The sequence below is a fragment of the Geodermatophilus obscurus genome (assembly GCF_900115395.1).
GTDB lineage: Bacteria > Actinomycetota > Actinomycetes > Mycobacteriales > Geodermatophilaceae > Geodermatophilus > Geodermatophilus obscurus_B.
The window spans coordinates 129,611-147,082 of the sequence record NZ_FOWE01000012.1; the positions used below are offsets into that span (position 1 = coordinate 129,611).

Annotated in this window: 19 protein-coding genes; 8 read left to right on the top strand and 11 right to left on the bottom strand. The window is 76.0% G+C overall.

Features of this window, described 5'->3' with window-relative positions; all coding sequences use genetic code 11:
- The first annotated feature begins 90 nt into the window (after positions 1 to 90).
- The gene (locus BM165_RS21850) at positions 91 to 1,239 is read left to right on the top strand and encodes a phosphotransferase (protein ID WP_075015648.1); all 1,149 of its coding nucleotides are present in this window, start codon (positions 91 to 93) and stop codon (positions 1,237 to 1,239) included.
- On the opposite strand, the gene BM165_RS21855 is transcribed toward BM165_RS21850, so the two are convergent.
- The 3 genes from BM165_RS21855 to BM165_RS21865 form a co-directional block, all read right to left on the bottom strand.
- Entirely contained in the window at positions 1,226 to 1,966 is a 741-nt protein-coding gene (locus BM165_RS21855; protein ID WP_075015649.1) for a GntR family transcriptional regulator, read from the bottom strand. The genes BM165_RS21850 and BM165_RS21855 overlap by 14 nt on opposite strands.
- A gap of 76 nt (positions 1,967 to 2,042) precedes the next feature.
- Positions 2,043 to 3,242 carry a metallophosphoesterase gene (locus BM165_RS21860; protein ID WP_244274393.1) on the bottom strand — a complete coding sequence of 400 codons (1,200 nt, stop codon included), beginning with the start codon at positions 3,240 to 3,242 and terminating at the stop codon, positions 2,043 to 2,045.
- A gap of 148 nt (positions 3,243 to 3,390) precedes the next feature.
- Positions 3,391 to 5,010, bottom strand: coding sequence for a CYTH and CHAD domain-containing protein (locus BM165_RS21865; RefSeq protein ID WP_075015651.1), 1,620 nt, complete (start codon positions 5,008 to 5,010; stop codon positions 3,391 to 3,393).
- Positions 5,011 to 5,140: 130 nt separating this feature from the next.
- Here BM165_RS21865 and BM165_RS24470 point away from each other — a divergent pair, with 130 nt between their 5' ends.
- Complete coding sequence (locus BM165_RS24470) at positions 5,141 to 6,304, top strand: PRC and DUF2382 domain-containing protein (RefSeq protein ID WP_075015652.1); 1,164 nt, start codon at positions 5,141 to 5,143, stop codon at positions 6,302 to 6,304.
- On the opposite strand, the gene BM165_RS21875 is transcribed toward BM165_RS24470, so the two are convergent.
- Genes BM165_RS21875 through BM165_RS21900 form a run of 6 tightly spaced genes read right to left on the bottom strand, consistent with a single transcriptional unit; the run spans position 6,301 to position 11,529 of the window.
- Positions 6,301 to 7,062, bottom strand: coding sequence for a nitrilase-related carbon-nitrogen hydrolase (locus tag BM165_RS21875; protein WP_075015653.1), 762 nt, complete (start codon positions 7,060 to 7,062; stop codon positions 6,301 to 6,303). The two genes, BM165_RS24470 and BM165_RS21875, sit on opposite strands and share 4 nt — an antisense overlap.
- Positions 7,059 to 8,252, bottom strand: a complete 1,194-nt coding sequence (locus tag BM165_RS21880; protein WP_075015654.1) for a pyridoxal phosphate-dependent aminotransferase — start codon at positions 8,250 to 8,252, stop codon at positions 7,059 to 7,061. The genes BM165_RS21875 and BM165_RS21880 overlap by 4 nt, the downstream gene beginning before the upstream one ends.
- Positions 8,249 to 9,679, bottom strand: a complete 1,431-nt coding sequence (locus tag BM165_RS21885) for an RNB domain-containing ribonuclease (RefSeq protein ID WP_083427597.1) — start codon at positions 9,677 to 9,679, stop codon at positions 8,249 to 8,251. Before BM165_RS21885 ends, BM165_RS21880 begins: the two co-directional genes overlap by 4 nt.
- Positions 9,676 to 9,900 carry an RNA-binding S4 domain-containing protein gene (locus BM165_RS21890; protein ID WP_075015655.1) on the bottom strand — a complete coding sequence of 75 codons (225 nt, stop codon included), beginning with the start codon at positions 9,898 to 9,900 and terminating at the stop codon, positions 9,676 to 9,678. The genes BM165_RS21885 and BM165_RS21890 overlap by 4 nt, the downstream gene beginning before the upstream one ends.
- Positions 9,901 to 9,902: 2 nt before the next feature.
- Positions 9,903 to 10,607, bottom strand: coding sequence for an MOSC domain-containing protein (locus BM165_RS21895; protein WP_075015656.1), 705 nt, complete (start codon positions 10,605 to 10,607; stop codon positions 9,903 to 9,905).
- 1 nt (position 10,608) lies between these two features.
- Entirely contained in the window at positions 10,609 to 11,529 is a 921-nt protein-coding gene (locus tag BM165_RS21900; RefSeq protein ID WP_244274394.1) for an aldose 1-epimerase family protein, read from the bottom strand.
- Between the two features lie 480 nt (positions 11,530 to 12,009).
- Here BM165_RS21900 and BM165_RS21910 point away from each other — a divergent pair, with 480 nt between their 5' ends.
- The 3 genes from BM165_RS21910 (at position 12,010) to BM165_RS21920 (ending at position 14,130) form a co-directional block, all read left to right on the top strand.
- Complete coding sequence (locus tag BM165_RS21910; protein WP_244274395.1) at positions 12,010 to 13,155, top strand: HNH endonuclease signature motif containing protein; 1,146 nt, start codon at positions 12,010 to 12,012, stop codon at positions 13,153 to 13,155.
- 202 nt (positions 13,156 to 13,357) lie between these two features.
- On the top strand, positions 13,358 to 13,624 hold the full coding sequence (locus tag BM165_RS21915; protein WP_075015659.1) for a helix-turn-helix transcriptional regulator: 267 nt from the start codon (positions 13,358 to 13,360) through the stop codon (positions 13,622 to 13,624).
- The gene (locus BM165_RS21920; RefSeq protein WP_075015660.1) at positions 13,621 to 14,130 is read left to right on the top strand and encodes a hypothetical protein; all 510 of its coding nucleotides are present in this window, start codon (positions 13,621 to 13,623) and stop codon (positions 14,128 to 14,130) included. Before BM165_RS21915 ends, BM165_RS21920 begins: the two co-directional genes overlap by 4 nt.
- Positions 14,131 to 14,137: 7 nt before the next feature.
- On the opposite strand, the gene BM165_RS21925 is transcribed toward BM165_RS21920, so the two are convergent.
- Both BM165_RS21925 and BM165_RS21930 read right to left on the bottom strand, forming a co-directional pair.
- Positions 14,138 to 14,602: a GNAT family N-acetyltransferase gene (locus BM165_RS21925; RefSeq protein ID WP_075015661.1), complete on the bottom strand. Its 465-nt coding sequence runs from the start codon at positions 14,600 to 14,602 to the stop codon at positions 14,138 to 14,140.
- Positions 14,599 to 15,186 (bottom strand): TetR/AcrR family transcriptional regulator, encoded by a 588-nt coding sequence (locus tag BM165_RS21930; RefSeq protein WP_075015662.1) that lies wholly within the window; start codon positions 15,184 to 15,186, stop codon positions 14,599 to 14,601. Before BM165_RS21930 ends, BM165_RS21925 begins: the two co-directional genes overlap by 4 nt.
- Before the next feature lie 77 nt (positions 15,187 to 15,263).
- Here BM165_RS21930 and BM165_RS21935 point away from each other — a divergent pair, with 77 nt between their 5' ends.
- From BM165_RS21935 to BM165_RS21945, 3 genes are all read left to right on the top strand, one after another.
- A complete protein-coding gene (locus tag BM165_RS21935) occupies positions 15,264 to 16,427 on the top strand; it encodes an acyl-CoA dehydrogenase family protein (RefSeq protein ID WP_075015663.1) in 1,164 nt (387 codons plus the stop codon).
- Between the two features lie 111 nt (positions 16,428 to 16,538).
- A complete protein-coding gene (locus BM165_RS21940) occupies positions 16,539 to 16,997 on the top strand; it encodes a DUF1707 SHOCT-like domain-containing protein (RefSeq protein ID WP_075015664.1) in 459 nt (152 codons plus the stop codon).
- 75 nt (positions 16,998 to 17,072) lie between these two features.
- A complete protein-coding gene (locus tag BM165_RS21945; protein WP_075015665.1) occupies positions 17,073 to 17,468 on the top strand; it encodes a nuclear transport factor 2 family protein in 396 nt (131 codons plus the stop codon).
- Positions 17,469 to 17,472: the final 4 nt, after the last annotated feature.

Genomic DNA, 17,472 nt, shown 5'->3' on the forward strand with positions numbered 1-17,472 from the left:
GGAGTCCGCGATGCCGACCTCGCCCTGGCTGGTGCTCTCCAGTCCCCTGCACCCCCGTCGCCCGCAGCGCCCCGACCCCCGGCGGACCCGGTGACGGCGGACCTGCCGACGGCCCTCCCCGGCGGGCCGACCCCCGACGACCTGACCGCCGCGCTGCGCCGCTGGACCGGCCGGCCCGGGCTCGCCGTCGAGGCCGTCGCCACCGCACCGGTCGCCCACCGGTACTCGGCGCCCACCACCCGCGCGCTCACCCGCGTCGCGGTGTCCGCGCGGGACGGGGCGGAGGCCGTGCCGCTGCGCCTGGTCGTCAAGGAGCTGCAGCGGGCGATCGAGGGCCTGCCGCCGGAGATCCCGGCGTCGCTGCGGGAGTTCATCGACAGCCAGATCCCGTGGCGGACCGAGGCCGACGCCTACACCGGTGGGGTGCGCGCCTCCCTGCCGCCGGGGTTGCGCATGCCGGACCTGGTGCACGTCGCCGAGGGGCCCGGGGACCGGTTCGCGCTGTGGCTGGAGGACGTCCACGCCGTCGACCGGCCGTGGAGCGCGGACGACGTGCGGCGGGCGGCGACCGCGCTGGGACGGATGGCCGTCCGGCGCCGGGAGGAACCGCCCGTCCCGGTGCCCTGCGGCTCGTTCCTCGGCAACTTCGTCGCCAACCGGCTGCACCGGCGGGCCCTGCCCCTGCTCGCCGACGACGCGACGTGGGCCCACCCGGCGATGCGCCAGCCCGGGGTCGCCGCCCTGCGCCCCGCCCTGACCGGTCTCGCCGCCCGCGTGCCGGCGCTGTGGGAGGAGCTGTCGGCGGTGCCCGAACTGCCCGCGCACGGCGACGCCACGCCCGACAACCTGCTGCGACCCGAGGCCGAGCCGGGGAGGTTCGTGCTGCTCGACTGGGGGACGGCGACGCCCGCGCCGATCGGCTTCGACGTCGTCCCGCTGGTGTTCGGGCGTGCGGAGGCGGGCACCGGCCCCGCCGGGGAGGTGCCCGCGCTGCTGGAGGTCGCCGTCCCGGCCTACGCCGAGGGCATGGCCGCCGAGGGGCTGCATGTGCCGGTGGAGCGGCTGCACCGGGCGGTGGTGACCGCCGCGCTGCTGCGCTACCCGTGCACCAGCCTCCCGCTGGACGAGCTGGAGGGGCCGCCGACGCCCGGGCTGGCGGCCCGCGCCCGCGAGAAGGCCGCCTTCGTGCGGATGGTGCTCGACCTCGAGCCCCACCCGGCCGCGCTCAGCGGCCGGTGACCGAGACCTCGAACTCGACCTGGCTGACGTCGGGGCGCAGCCGGGAGAAGCTGTGCACCAGCGGCTGTCCGGCGCCGTCGTGGACGGTGGTGCGCACCACGAGCAGCGGGGAGCCGGCCGCGATCTGCAGCAGGTCGGCCTCGTCGGGCGCGGCGGTGCCGACGTCGACGACGATCCGCGCGTGGGCTAGGTCGGCGCCGTACTCGCGGCGGAGGAACTCGTAGAGCGATCCCTCGCTGAAGTCCTCGACGGCGGCCTTGGGGTAGCGATCGGCTGGCAGGAAGCTGTGCGCCACGTGGTTGGGGGCGCCGTCGACGCTGCGCAGGCGCTCGAGCTCGACGACGTCCTCGGCGACGTCGAGGCCCAGGTCGGCGGCGACGCCCGGCGGGGCGGGCACCACCCGCTGCCGGAGCACCGTGGTGCCCACCTGGGCGCCCTGCTCGGCCATCACCGAGCTCCAGCCGGCGATCCGGTGCACGAAGCTCTCGCGGTACTCGTGCCGGATGGCCGGCCGGGTGACGTAGGTGCCGCGGCCCTGCTCGCGCACGAGGTGCCCATCGGCGACCAGCCCGTCGACCGCGCGGCGCAGCGTGATCCGGCTGACGCCGTACTCGGCGCACAGCGTGGGCTCCGGGGGCAGCAGCGCGCCCTCCGGCATCGCCGCGACGCGGCGCCGGAGGTGCTCCCGGACCGCGAGGTACTTCGGTCCCGCCGTCGCTGCCGTCACGCCCGCCAGCGTAGGCGGAGGAAGACGTCTGTGGACGTCATGTCGTATGGGACGTCTCTCGTCCGGGTGGTGTCCATCAGGTCCGCGGCGCGCGCAGCTCGACGACGGTGACCTCGGGCCGCGCGCCGACCCGCATGGGCGGGCCCCAGTAGCCGGCGCCGGCGGTGACGTAGAGCTGCGTGTCGCCGTGCCGGGACAACCCCTCGACGGCGGGCTGGTCGAGCCGGATGGCGTAGTCGAAGGGCCACAGCTGGCCGCCGTGCGTGTGCCCGGACAGCTGCAGGTCCACCCCGGCCGCCCGTGCCTGGTCGACCATGAACGGCTGGTGGGCCAGCAGGACCACCGGCGTGGCGTCGTCGCGGCCGTCGAGGGCGGTGTCGAGGTCGGCCCCGTGCCCCGGCACGCCGGAGCCGGCTGCCGTCCGGTCGTCGATGCCGGCCAGGTCGAACGAGGCCCCGCCGCGGGTGATCGGCACGCGCTCGTTGCGCAGCACCTCCACGCCGAGGGTGGGCAGGTGCCGCAGCCAGGCGTCGGTGTCGACGAAGTACTCGTGGTTGCCGGTGACGAAGAAGACGCCCTGCGCGCTGACCAGGTCGGCCAGCGGCGCCGCCTCCCCGCGCAGCTCGTCGACCTCGCCGTCGACCAGGTCGCCGACGATCGCCACGACGTCGGGGCGCTGCGCGTTCACCGTCTCGACCAGCCGCTCGAAGCGCCGGCCGCCGTAGGTGGCCGACAGGTGGCCGTCGGAGAAGGTGACGATGCGCAGCCCGTCGAGGGCGGGGTCCAGCCGCGGCAGGGTGACCGGCACCCGGCGGACGACGGGGGCCGAGTTGGCCAGGTACACGCCGGTCCCGGCGGTGCCGAGGGCGGCCACGCCCGCCGTGACCGCGAGCGAGCGGGCGATGAACAGCCGCCGCGACGGGTCGGCCGGGACGCCGTCGACCGGGTCGGGAGCCCCGGGACCGCCGACGGGCACGGGCTCGCGCTCGGGGGCAGGTGCCCGGCGGCGGTCGCGCAGCCGCAGCAGGAACCGCACCGGCTCGAGGGCCAGCAGCGCGAGGAAGGCGTAGAACGCGATGCCCAGCCAGGTGTAGCCGACCCAGGCGAGCGGCGCCTGCGCCGCCAGGGACAGGTCCCGGCGGGTCAGCACGGCGACGGCGGGCAGCAGCGCCAGCACGACGGTGAGCAGCGTGAGCCGCCGGCGCAGCCGACCGGGCACCGTGGTGCTGCGGACCAGCCGCCACCACAGGTAGCCGTGCAGCAGGGACACCGCCACCAGGACGACCGTCGCGAACCCCAGCAGAGCGATCAGGGACAGGACGGGCCTCGTTTCGGGGAGTGGCAGCCGACGGGCGCGCGGCGCACCCGGCCAGGGAGACGACCGGCCGGCCCGCGGCGTTCCCGCACCGGCCGGCGGGCCGGACTCAGGCCTTCACGGCCGCCTTGACGGCCGCGCGCAGGGTCGGCTCGAGCGCCCAGAACGCCTGGTCGGCGTGCTCGGCGCGGGCCTCCTCCAGGCCGTGCAGCCGGCCGTAGGTGAAGGTGTCCTCCCCCGCCCCGACGGCGGCCGCGGCCAGCCGCAGGCACCACTGGCGGGTGACGACGGTGTCCTGCGCCTCCCCGAGCACGTCCTGCACCTGCTTCATGCACGTGACGAGCGCCTCGGCCGGGGCGCCGAGCACCGGGGCCGCGACCTCGGCGGTGTAGCGGACCCGCTTGGCCGCCTTGCGCGCCTCGTGCAGGGCGTGCTCGGTCGCGTCCTGGTGGGCACCGGGGTCGACCGCCTCGCGCTCGCGGGCCTCGTCGATGCGTGCCGTCAGCCGCTTGCCCGCGCGCTTGACGGCGTCGGCGAGCACCGTGCGCGCCGGCTCGCCGGCCGCCTCCGCCAGCGGCGGGTCGGTGAGCAGCCCGTCGAGGGCGTCCAGCAGCGCCAGGTGGCGGCGGTCCGACAGCGCCCGGATCGCCGCCTTGCGGCCCCGCTCGACGTCGGCGACCTCGGTGGAGCGCAGCCGCGCGGACACCGGACCGCGGACCAGCTCGACCGGCTGGGCGGCGACGACGGCGCGCAGGTGCTCCAGCGCCACCTCGCCGTCGCGGGCGCCGGAGAGGGCGCTGCCGATCCACTGCAGCTCGTCGCGGAGGGGGTCGGTGGCGGTGCGGTCGAGGACGGGCCGGAACGCGGCGAGGATGCTGCGCAGCCGGCGGCAGGCCACGCGGAGGTCGTGCACGCCCTCCGGGTCGCCGGTGCGCACACCGATGTCGGCGACCTGCAGCGCCTCCACCTGCCGGCGCAGGGCGCCGAGGACGACGTCGGCCGCCGCCGGCCCGGGCTCCGCGGCCTTCCTCCTGCCCTTCTTGCCCTTCTTCCCCTCGGGTGCGGGAGTCGCGGGCGCGACCGGGGACGGCGCCTGCGGGGTGAGCGCGGCCAGGCGCCCGGCGAGCACGCGGGAGAGCTTCGACGGGGAGTCCGACAGGCGGAAGCCCGCGGCGACGAGGGCCGCGGTCACCTCGTCGAGCAGCGCAACGTCACCGTCGACGAGCTCGACCTCGAGCTCCCGCCAGGTGGTCACCTCGGCCGGCGAGCCGGGGTCGGGCGCGGACGCGGTGCCGGTGACGGTGTCGGCGGCGACCTCGGCCAGCACCCGGCCCTCGCCGTCGCGCAGCTCGGTGACCAGCCGCGTCGTCTGCAGGGTGGCGACCGGCTCCGGCCTGACGCCGCGCAGGACGGCGGTCACCGGCTCGGTCACCGCGCGCGGCACGACGGTGCGCCGCGTGCCGAGCGGTGCGTGCACCTCCCGGCGGGTCCCGGCGACGGCGGTGGGCAGCTTGAGGTGCCACCCGGCGTCGGTGCCGCCGGTGCGGCGGCGCAGCGTGATGCGCGCGCGGGCCAGCCGCAGGTCGGGGGTGTCGAAGTAGGTGGCGTCGAGCTCGTGCGTCGCCGCGTCGCCCACCGCGGCGATGCCACCCGTCCCGGTCAGGTCGGGCAGGACGACCTCCGGCCCGGCCTCGAACTTCCGCTCCACCTCGAGCTGTCCGCTGCTCACGTCGTCCTCCTCGGCCGTGGGTCCCTCTCCCGTACCGACCGTAGGCGGCGAGGGCGTGTCGGGGCACGCCGGACCGGGCACTCCCCGCTGGTGGGGCGCCAGAGCAGGCGGTCCGGAGGAGGCGAGCACCGTGTTGAGCGAGCGAGACCTGTCCGCGGCGATCGGGAGCACGGCACACGGACCCGATGGCGAGAAGATCGGCACCGTCGAGAGCTTCTTCGTCGACGACCGCACCGGAGCACCGACCTGGGTGGCGATCAGCACCGGGCTCTTCGGCACCCGCCACTCCATCGTCCCGGCGACCGACGCGAGCTTCGCCGACGGACTGCTGCGGCTGCCCGTCGGCAAGGACGCCGTCAAGCACGCACCGGCTGTCCACGGCGACCACCTGGGGCCGGAGGAGGAGGCCGAGCTGCGCCGGCACTACGGCATCGGCACCGGCGGCATCGGCACGGACGGCACCGGCGGCATCGGCACCGGCGGTACCGGCGACGCGGGCCCGGCCGGTCCCCCGCCCCGGTACGCCGACCAGCAGATGGCCTCGGGCACGACGCCGGGGACGACGTCCGGGGCGACGGCGGAGGGCGCGTCGGGCGGTGTCGCCGGGGGTGTCGCGGGGACACCCTCCCCGGCGGTGGTCGACCCGGGGACGCGTCCGGTCCCGGCGCCGGCCACCGACGTCCGCACCGCCGTCGGCCAGGCCGCGCCGCCGCCCGCCGCGCAGCACACCGGCCAGTACGCCGGTGCCGACACCGGCCGGCACGCCTCCGACGGCGCCATGACCCGCAGCGAGGAGCAGCTGCGGGTCGGCACGCAGCAGGTCGCCGCGACCCGCGTCCGGGTGGTCAAGTACGTCGTCACCGAGGAGGTGCAGGTCACCGTCCCGCTCCGGCGGGAGGAGATCCGGATCGAGGAGGTCCCCCTCGATGCGCCCGACCCCGGCCCCGGCGAGTCGCTGGTCCCGGCGGGGACGGCCGGCGGGGGAGCCGCGGGGACGCCGGGTCCGACCGGTGGCCTGCCGGAGGACATCGTGCTGCACGCCGAGCGGCCGGTGGTGAACGTCGAGGTGGTGCCGGTCGAGCGCGTGCGGCTGCGCACCGAGGTGGTCCAGGGCCAGGAGCAGGTCACCGACCGGGTCCAGCGCGAGCAGATCGTCGTCGACCAGACCACGACGGGCCTTGCCGGCCAGCCGGGCCAGGCCGTCCAGCAGGGCCAGCCCGTCCAGCAGGGCCAGGCGGTCCAGCAGGGCCAGGCGGTCCAACAGGGCCAGCCCGGCACCGTGCCGCCGCGCTAGGCGCGGCGGTCGGCCAGGAAGGCGAACCGCGCGCGGGTGGCGGCGACCTCGGTGGCGTCGACGTCGGCGAGCACCAGGGTCTCCCCACCCGCGGCGGTGGCCAGCAGCTCCCCCATCGGGCTGACCACCTGGCTGTCGCCGGCGTGCTCGAGACCGTCGCCGGCGGTGCCGACGCGGTTGCAGGCCACCACGTACGCCTGGTTCTCGATCGCGCGGGCTCGCAGCAGCGTGGTCCAGTGGTGCCGGCGCGCGGCCGGCCAGTTCGCCGTCACCAGGTAGACGTCGGTGTCCTCGGCCGCGGTCCAGAAGACGTTCGCGAAGCGCAGGTCGTAGCAGACGAACGGCGTGATCCGCAGGTCGCCGACGGTCACCGTCACCGGGGCCTCGCCGGCCCGGAACCGCTCGGCCTCGCCGCCGTGGGTGAACGGGTGCAGCTTCCGGTAGCGATGCACCGTGCCGTCCGGCCCGGCCAGGACGAAGGAGTTGTAGGGCAGGTCGCCGTCGGGGGCGATCTCCGGACAGCTGCCGGCCACCCAGACCCCGTGCCGCGCGGCCTGGTCGCGGAGGAACTCCGCCGACGGGCCGTCCTCGGGTTCGCCGATGCCCGGCGTCATGGAGAAGCCGGTGGAGAACGTCTCGCTGAGCAGCACGAACTCCGCCCCGGCACCGGCCGCGCGGGCCACCTGCGGGGCGAGCCGGGCGTAGTTGGCCGCCCGGTCCTCCCAGACGACGTCGTGCTGGACCACCCCGAACCTCATGCCGACATCCTGCTCAGTCGGTCGACGGCCTCGGTGAGCACCTCGTCGCGCTTGCAGAACGCGAACCGGACCAGGTGCCGGCCCCGGTCGGCGTGTCCCGCCGTCCAGAACGCCCCGGCCGGGACGGCGACCACCCCGGCACGCTCCGGCAGGTCGCGGCAGAACGCCAGCCCGTCGGCGTCGTCCCGCACCCCCCGGACGTCGACCATCGCGAAGTACGTCGCCTCCGGGGCGATGGCCGGCAGCCCCGCCGCGCGCAGGCCCGCCACCAGCACGTCCCGCCGGCGCTCGAGGTCGGCGGCGATCCCGGCGAAGTAGGCGTCGGGCAGGGCCAGCCCGGCGGCGATCGCCGGCTGGAACGGGCCGGCGTTGACGTAGGTGAGGAACTGCTTGGCGGTGCGGACGGCGGCCACCAGCGGCGCCGGCCCGCACGCCCAGCCGACCTTCCAGCCCGTCGTGCTGAACGTCTTGCCGCCGCTGCCGACCACCAGCGTCCGCTCGCGCAGCCCGGGCAGCGTGGCCGCGGAGACGTGCCCGGCGCCGGAGAACACGAGGTGCTCGTAGACCTCGTCGGTGACCAGCAGCAGCCCGGCCTGCAGGACCACCTCGGCCACCAGGTCGAGCTCGGCGCGGCTGAACACCTTCCCGGTGGGGTTGTGCGGGGTGTTGAGCAGCAGCAGCTTCGTGCGCGGGCCGACGGCGGCGCGCAGGTCGGCGGGGTCGAACGTCCACACGGCACCGTCGGTGTCGGCCGGTGGTGGGGCGAGCGGCACCGGGCGCAGGACGCCGCCGGCCATCGCGACCGCGGCGGCGTAGCTGTCGTACACCGGCTCGAAGAGCACCACCTCGTCGCCGGGCTCGACCAGCGCGAGCATCGCCGCGGTGAGCGCCTCGGTGGCGCCGGCGGTGACGAGCACCTCGGCGTCGGGGTCGTAGGACAGGCCGCGGAACCGCTCGAGGTGGGCGGCGATCGCCGCGCGCAGTCCCGGGGTGCCGGGTCCGGGTGGGTACTGGTCGGCGTCGGTGCCGATCGCCGCCCGGGCGACGTCGAGGACCTCGGCCGGACCCGGGGTGTCGGGGAAGCCCTGCCCCAGGTTGATCGAGCCGGTCGCCGTCGCCAGCGCGCTCATCTCGGCGAAGACCGTCGTCCCGAAGCCCTGCAGCCGGCCGGCCAGGTACGGCGCGCTCACCCGGTCACCGCCGTGAAGCGCACCGTCCGGCGGTCGACGTCGGCCTCCTCCAGCCGCACCAGCACCCGTGAGCCGGGCTCCAGCCCGGCCCCGGCGCAGCGCGCCCGGACGGCCGGATCGGCGAGGACGACGGTGCCGCGTCCCTCGTCGGCGTCGACCACCACCGCGTCGAACTCCTCTCCCTCGCGGCCGGCGAGGAGCCAGGCCTCCGTGGCGTCGACGACCGCCCGCTCCACCGCGCGGGTGCGCCGGTCGGAGGCGGCCATGAGCGCCGGCAGCCCCGGCAGCGCGGCCCGCACCGCCGGGTCGGGCTCGCGGTCGGCGGCCAGCGCGAGGCAGACCTCGGTGCCGAACCGGTCGACCAGCCGGCGCAGCGGAGCCGTCACGTGCGCGTAGGGGGCGCCGACGCCGGCGTGGCCGGTCTCCGTGCCGGGGTCGCCGTCGACGGGCGTGTAGGCGGCGCCGCGCAGCAGGGCGGTGGCCTCCTCCAGGAAGGCCAGGTGCCGCGGGTCGGTGAGGTCGAGGACGGCGAGCACCGACCCGGCTCCGGCGCCGGCCGGCCAGTCGACGCCCAGGGCGGGCGCCAGGCGGCGCAGCCGGGCGACGTCCTCGGGGCGGGCCTGCGGCAGGGTGCGGAGCAGGCCGACGCCGCCGTCGAGCATGAGCCGCGCCGCGACCCGGCCGGTCAGCAGCGAGATCTGCGCGTTCCAGCCCTCGACCGGCAGCGGCGCGCGGGTCACCAGCGTCCAGCCGCCGTCGGTGCGGACGACCTCCTGCTCGGGCGAGCCCAGCTCGATGGCGCCGCGGGCGGCGGCCTGCTCCTGCAGCAGCCGGCCCAGGTCGGGCAGCAGCGCCAGCGCGCCGGTCAGCGTGCCGGCGTCGGCCTGCGCCTGGACGTCGGGGTAGGCCAGCTGCGCGCGGCTGCGGACGCGGGCGCGGCGCAGGTCGACCGCGCGCACCTCCCCGCCGGCGTCGAGCCGGATCGTCCAGAGCGCCGCGGCGCGGACCTCCCCGGCCAGCAGACTGGCCGCGCCCTCGCTGAGCACCTCCGGGTGCAGCGGGGTGCGCCGGTCGGGGGCGTAGAGCGTCTGGCCGCGGCGGCACGCCTCGGCGTCGAGGGCGCCGCCGGGGACGACGACGGCGCCGACGTCGGCGATCGCGTAGCTGACGCGGTAGCCCTCCCCGTCCCGCTCGAGGTGCACGGCCTGGTCGAGGTCACGGCTGCCCGGCGGGTCGAGGGTGACCAGCGGGAGGTCGGTGGCGTCCTCGTCCGGGAGCGGTGGGGAGGCGGCGACCGCCCCGGCCTCGGCGAGCACCCCGGGCGGGAACTCGCCGGGGACCTCGAACTCGGCGCGGATGGCGTCGAAGTCCGGCCCGGGGACGGCGGCCGGCCACCGCGGGACGACGGGGTTCCACGTGGAACTCACGCGACGCGGACGTCCCCGGCGCCCTCGATCGAGACGACGTCGCCGCGGCGCACCTGCCGGCCGCGTCGGTCCTCGGGCTCGCCGTTGACCCGCACCGCGCCGGTGACCAGCACGTCCTTCACCTGGGCGCCGGTGGGGACGGCATCGACGAGCTTGAGCAGCTGGCCGAGGCGGATGGAGTCCTCACCGGGACGGAGCTCGACGGTGCGCACGGTGCCCATCGTCACGCGACGGTGAGCTCGTCGCCCACCGCGACCCGGCCGGGGACCGGCACGAGGGCGCCGACGGCCAGCGTGCTGCCGCGCTCGCGGTGGATGCTCTTGAGGACGCCGTTGTCGCGGCCGATGCCGCCGGGCTGGGGGCGGGTGACCATCACGCAGCGGCTCACCGGCTTGAGGACGTCGAGGGCGACCGTCCCGAGCCCGATCGTCGACCCGACGAGCTCGTCCTCCCCCGCGCCGTCGAGCAGCACGTTCGCGCGGAACCGGCGCCGGTCCCAGGTGCCGAGCGTGCCGGTGGAGACCAGCGACACCCGGATGCGCGAGCTGTCGTGGAACGCCCCGGACGCGCCCTCGAAGGCGTCCCAGACGTCCTCGTCGTCGTCGGGGCTCTCGTAGTGCCGCGGGCCGCGCTCGGCCTCCGCGGCGCGCAGCGTCACCGGCCGGCCCAGCCAACCGGAGAGGACGTCGTCGTCGGTGGTGACCGTGCCGTCGGGGAGGACCACCTCGACGCCGCCGTCCGCGCGCAGCCGGCCGGCGGCGAAGAGCAGGTCGGGCACGCGGCGGGCGGTCAGGCCGAAGCCGGTGGAGCGGTCGAACAGCGCCCACTGCCGGTCACCGGCCAGGCCCTGCGTCCCGACGTCGACGGCGTCGAGCCGCTCCCCCTGCAGCGACTTGACGGGGTAGCGCCACAGCTCGCGCACACGCACGTCAGGCCGCCCAGCCGAGGGTCCACGTGCCCGACCAGGTCTCCCCCGGCTCCAGGACGACGAGGTCCACGCCGTCGGCGAGCGCGTTGGGCGGGCAGGTCATCGGCTCGACCGCGAGGCTGCGGCGGCGCTGGCCCTCCGGCAGGGTGTCGCCGCTGTACACCTGCAGCCACGGCCAGGACCCGTCGACGGCGAGCTCGAGCGCTCCGGCCGGGCCGCGCAGGGAGACGCGGGCCCAGCCGTCGTCGTCGCGCACGAGGTCGGTGACGGCGTCGTCGAGGGCGCGGTCGCCGATGCGGCCGATCGCGCCGTCGAAGGGCCGGCGGGTGCCGGTGGGCAGGCCGCCGTCGAGGTCGATCGCGGTGCGGGCCGGGACGGTGAGCTCGGCGTCACCGATGCCGCCGTCGGCCGTGGCACCGACGGCGAGGTAGGGGTGCATGCCGGCACCGAACGGCGCGGCCCGCTCGCCGGCGTTGCGCACGCGGACGGTGACGGTGAGCCGGTCGGCGGCGAGGGAGTGGTCGAGAGCGGCGGCCAGCCGGAAGGGATAGCCGGGGCGGGCCTCGACGACGGTGCCGACGGTGACCGCGTCCGAGTGGCGGGCCAGCACCGACCAGCGCTGCCAGGTGACCAGCCCGTGCGCGGCGGGCTTGCCGGGGCCGGCGGTGTCGAGCTGGAGCTGCTGCCCCTCCCACGTCCACTGTCCGTCGCGGAGCCGGTTCGGCCAGGGCAGCAGGACGCCGCCGCGCCGGCCGGACGGCACGGTTCCGGCGGCGTAGCCGTCGAGGACGGCGCGGTCGCCGACGGTCAGCGCCCGCAGGCCACCACCGCGCAGGTCGACGGCGAGCCGGGCGTCGCCGCTGACGAGTTCCACCTCCGCCGGCTCGGTGTCGGGCCACGAGGTCATCGGCGGGACGCTCACGGGCCCACCCCACCACATCCCGCCGACCGGGCGCAGCGGATCCACGTCGTCCCGGAGCGGCGTGATCCGGGTGAGCAGGCGGCGAGGCGACATGGGTCGTCGCCCGTCGGCGGGGCCTGCGGGTGACCGCGGGTCGTCCGGGGACCGCTGCGGCGGGCACCGTCGAGGACCCGCTCGTCGAGGTGTGGACGGACCCACGGACACACGACCTGCACCTCGTGCAGGGAGACGGTGACACCGGTGGGCCCGATGCCGGGGAACCCCTGGAGCACGTGAGCGGCCCGTCCGACGTCGTCCTCGGCGGCGTCGGCGAGTCCCTGAGGTCGCCGTCGTCGCAGTCGGCGACGAGCCTCCCACCCTGCCCGGTCGAGGGCTGTCGGACATCTGTGGACACGCTCCTGGCCTGCGAATTCGAGTGGTCGGTCGGCCCTGGGTCGGCTAGTATTCGATCATGTGTTCGGACGGTGGCGGACGGGTGACGTGCTCGACGACGTCGCCGCGCTGGTCGCCGAACGGAACCGGATCGACGCCGCGCTGGCCCGGGCGGTGCGGGCCGCGGAGCTGTCGCAGGCGCCGGAGCGGGACGGGCAGAGGTCGATGGCCTCCTGGCTGCGCGGGCACTGCCGGCTGTCGGGGTCGGAGGCGTCCCGCTCGGTCCGCAACGGGCGAGCCATGGAGCACCTCCCCGTCCTGGCCGAAGCCCATGACGCGGGTCTGGTGTCGGCGTCGCAGGTGGCGGTCGCCGCGGACGTGGTCACCCCGCGGCGGCTCGCGGCCGCCGCGGCGCAGGGCGTCGACCTCGCTGAGGTCGACGCGATCCTCACCGGCGTCGCCGTCGAGCAGGAACACGACGCGCTGGTGCTCGTCGTGAAGCGTTACGGCGACGCGCTCGATCCCGACGGTCCGGAACCGGACCCCACGGAGGGGCGGTCACTGACGATCGTCAAGCACGCCGACGGGTCGGTCAGCTTCCGCGGGCACCTCGACGCCGTCGGCGGGGAGAAGTTCCAGACGGCGGTGGAGGCGCACGTCCAGGCCGACCGCCCGGCCGGGGACGAGCGCACCCGCGCGCAGCGGCAGGGCGACGCCCTGGTGCAGATCGCCGACAACGCCCTCGCGTCCGGCTCGGTGCCGGTGCTGCGCAGTGTCAAGCCGCACGTGGCCGTGCGCATCGACCTCGACGACCTGGCCGACCCGGCCACCGGCGCCGGTGTGGCCACCACGGGGTTCGGCGCCACCATCTCCGCCGCCCGCGCCCGCTGGCTGGCCTGCGACGGCCGCATCTCCCGGGTCGTGTTCGGCCCCGACGGCGTCCCCCTCGACGTCGGCCGCGAGCAGCGCCTCGTCAGCGGCCACCTCCGCAGAGCAGTCGAGGTGCGCGACGGCGGCTGCGTGTTCACCGGTTGCGACGCACCGAACCCCTGGTGCGACGTCCACCACCTCGTGCACTGGATCGACGGCGGCGACACCAGCCTCGACAACAGCGCCCTCTTGTGCGAACGCCACCACACCGAGGTCCACCACGGGTTCCGCGTCGAACGACAACCGAGCGGCCGATGGCGCACCTGGCGACCCGACGGCACCGAGATCACCGTCCCCGCACCCCTGGCACCCACGGCCGCCTGACCGCACACCGCACGGCCGCCCGCTCCCCGGAGGGACGGCCGTGCGGTGCTGCCTGCGTCCAGGAGAGCGGGACGTGACGTCGCCACACCCCCTCGTGTCCGGAGCAGCGAGTCGTGTCCGGAGCAGCGAGTCGGATCCACGAACCCCGCGCGAGCGTCGCACTGTTTGCGCAATGTGTAGCAGTAATGCTACGAATGGAGGCATGGGTCGCCAGCCACGTGGGGACGCCGACAGGGTCCACGACCGCATCGCCGTCCTCCGCGCGGAACGCCGGGTCAGCCGCAAGGAGCTGGCCGACGCGGTGGGCGTCCACCCGCAGACGATCGGCTACCTCGAGCGCGGGGAGTACAGCCCCTCGCTCGTCCTGGCCCTGCGCATCGCCCGCTTCTTCGACCTGCCGGTCGAGGCCGTGTTCTCCCTCGACCCGCTGCCCGCCATCGGCTCCGAGCTCCTCAGGAGGAACCAGTGACCACCCAGACCTCCCTGACCGCCACCTTCGAGGACGAGCGCTACTCCTGGGCCCGCACCCGCGGCACCCGGCACCGCGCGGTCCTGGCCGAGGCGGCGCTGCTGGCCGCCCTCGTCGTCGCGACGCTCCTGGCCGCCGGCACCGACGACGGCTGGACCACCTCGTTCTTCGTCGTCTGGTCCGTCGGGATGGTGCTGTTCATCCCGCTGCACTCGCTGCTCAACCTCGGCATCCGCGGGCTGTTCGACCGCGGCCGGCACTCCCTCGACGAGCACCAGCAGGGCCTGCGCGAGCACTCGCACGCCCGCGTCGGCTGGCCGGCGACGGCGCTGACGTTCGCCGCCTGGGCGGGTGCTGTCGCGCTGGTGGCCGTCACCGGCCACACCGTCCTGGCCCTCTGCCTGGGCTTCCTGCTGTGGTTCGCCGCCGGGCTGCTCCCCTACTGGCACCTCGCCTGGACGCTGGCCGACGAGGACACCACCGAGGACGACGCCCTGCCCGCCTGACCCGCGCTCAGGCCGGACCGATCACCCGCTCGTAGTACAGCGAGCACCCGGCGTCCGGCGCCTCGACGTAGGCGCCGAACGCCGGGATCGCCCGGTACCCGGCGCCCTCGTACAGCGCGATCGCCTCCGGCTGCCGCGGCCCGGTCTCCAGCCGCAGCGTCGTCCACCCGCGCCCCCGGGCGGCGTCCTCCAGCCCGGTCAGCAGCAGCTTCGACACACCCCGCCCCCGGGCCGCCGGCACGACGTACATCCGCTTGACCTCGGCGGCGTCGCCGCCCAGCGCCCGCAGCGCCCCGCACCCGACCACGGTGCCGTCGTCATCGCGGGCCACCAGCACCACGCTCACGTCCGCGGCCGACGGCGGCGTCCCCGGCTCGGTGTCGCCGTCGTAGCGCGCCCGCAGCTCCGCCTGCTGGGCCGTCGTCAGCCGCTGCACCTCCGCGTCGTCCCAGGCCGCCGGCGTCAGCCTCACCGGCTGATCCCGTGCAGCAGCAGCGCGGCCAGCTCCCGGTAGGCGGTGGCGTCGTCGAGGCCGGTGGCGCGGGCGGTGTCGCCGCGGCCGATGCGGAGCATCAGCGTGGTCACGGTGTCGGCCACCAGTGCCGGGTGCACCGTGCGGAACACCCCGGCGGCGACGCCGTCGCCGATGAGGGCGCTCACCCGCTCCGCCGCGACGGCGGTGTTGTGCTCGTACACCGCCCGCCCGGGCGAGAAGGCCTCCAGGTCGCGGCGGAAGGCCCGCGACGCCGGGGTGAGCGCCCGCGCCACCGCCTCCAGGTAGGCCGTCACCCGGCGGGCGGGGTCGTCCTCGCCGGCGGTGCGGGTCTCGACGTCGGCGGTGGCCCGCCGGAAGAAGTGCCGCACCACGCGGACGGCGAGCTGCTCCTTGCTGTCGGCCAGCGCGTAGAGCGTGGTCTTCGAGCAGCGCAGCCGGACGGCGAGGTCCTCGAGGGTGAACCGGGCGAAGCCCTCGGCGAGGAAGAGCTCCTCGAGCTGGTCGAGCAGCTGGGCCTGGCGCGCGGTCAGCCGCCGCTCGCCGCTCTCCGTCGTCGTCATGCGCGCCTCTCGCCTCCTGGACGGAGAACAGTACCGCGGTACTGTCGGCGGTACTGCTGTCCGACGAGGGGACCCCCGTGGCCGTCGACCGTGAGCTGCCCACCCAGGAGGCCGCCGACCTCATCGCGCTCACCCGCGAGCTGGCCGACGCCGAGCTGGCGCCCCGGGCGGCGCAGTACGAGCGGGAGGAGCGCTTCCCCCGGGAGGTGTTCGCGAAGCTCGGCGAGGTGGGCCTGCTGGGCCTGCCCTTCGGCGAGGACGTCGGCGGCGGCGGGCAGCCCTACGCCGTCTACCTGCAGGTGGTCGAGGAGCTGGCGATGCGCTGGGCCAGCGTCGCGCTGGGCGTCAGCGTGCACACCCTCGCCTGCGGGCCGGTCGACCGCTTCGGCACCACCGAGCAGCGCGAGCAGTGGCTGCCGGACATGGTCGGCGGCCGCCTGCTCGGCGCCTACTGCCTGTCCGAGGCGCACGCCGGCTCCGACCCCGCCGCCATGCGCGCCCGCGCCGTCCGCGACGGCGAGGGCTGGGTGGCCTCCGGTGAGAAGGCCTGGGTCACCCACGGCGGGCACGCCGACTTCTACTCCTCCTTCCTACGCACCCCGGACGACGGCGACAGGGCCATCTCCTGCTTCCACCTCACCCCCGACCTGCCCGGGTTCGCCCCCGCGCCGCCGGAGCAGAAGATGGGCCTCACCGGCTCGACGACGGCCGCCATCCGCCTCGACGACGTCGCCGTGCCCGCCGGCCGGATGGTCGGCGAGCCCGGTCGCGGCCTGGCGATCGCCCTGTCGGCGCTGGACTCCGGGCGCCTGGGCGTCAGCGCGGTCGCCGTCGGGCTGGCCCAGTCCGCGCTCGACGTCGCCGTCGCCTACGCCCTGGAGCGCGAGGCGTTCGGCCGCCGCATCGTCGACCACCAGGGCGTGGCGTTCCTGCTCGCCGACATGGCCGCCGCGGTCGAGTCCGCCCGCGCCACCTACCTGGTCGCCGCGCGCCGCAAGGACGCCGGGCTCCCCTACTCGCGGCAGGCCAGCATCGCCAAGCTCGTGGCCACCGACGCGGCCATGAAGGTGACCACCGACGCCGTCCAGGTGCTCGGCGGCGCCGGCTACACCCGCGACCACCCGGCCGAGCGGTACATGCGCGAGGCGAAGGTCATGCAGATCTTCGAGGGGACCAACCAGATCCAGCGGATGGTCATCGGCAAGCACCTGGCGAGGGAGGCCACCCCGGCCAACGGCTGAGGGTGCAGGACGCACGGGCGATCGGTGACGTCTGTCAATGGTGGCGGGCACCCCCGCGGGAAAGACTCGGTGCACACCACCTGAGGCACACCGCCTGACGAGGAGCCCGAGATGCCCGACCCGCACCTGCTCGCCGCCGACGCCGACCGCGCCGCCGTCGTCACCCGCCTCGACGCGTCGCTGACCGACGGCCGGCTGACCCTGGCCGAGTACGAGGACCGGTCGGCCCGCGCGCACGCCGCCCGCACCTACGGCGAGCTGGCCGAGCTCACCGCCGACCTGCCGCGCCCGGCCCGCCCGCAGCAGGGACAGCGCTCCGCGGTGACCCAGGCGGTCCACGCCGGCGCCTGGCACGGCGCCTGGGACCGCGACCTGCGGACCGCCTGGACCGGCTGGGCCACCACCGCGGTGATCGTCGTCGGCATCTGGCTGGTCTCGATGCTGGCCACCGGCGACCTGCAGTACCCCTGGCCGGTGTGGGTCATCGGCCCGTGGGGCGTCGTGCTGGCCGCCCGCACCCTCGGCGAGCGCCGCTCGGGCAGCGCCGGCCGGGAGCGGCTGCGGGCCTGACATCCGGGCGGGTGTCGTCCGCAGTGCCCGGGTAGGGGCTCCCCGACAACAGCCCGGAGCACCTGGAGGACCCCCGTGCACGACCTGACCGAACGCTTCACCGCCGCCCTCCACCACCTCGACGCCGAGAGCGACGCCTCGCCGATGGTCGAGCTGACCTCTGAGGACGCCCAGCTGATCAAGCTCAACCAGACCCACGAGGCACGCGGCCGGGACGGCGCCAAGCGCTTCTGGGAGGACTACCGCCACGTCTTCGGCGAGCTGGAGACGACGTTCACCTCGAGCACCGTGGGCGAGAAGACCGCCGCGCTGGAGTGGGAGTCGACCGGGACGCTGAGCAGCGGCAAGCCGTTCAGCTACCGCGGTGTGACCGTCATCGAGAGCGACGGGTCCGACAACGAGATGGTCACCGGCGTCCGCACCTACTACGACTCCGCGGCGTTCATCCAGGAGACGGCCGGCACCGCCTGACAGC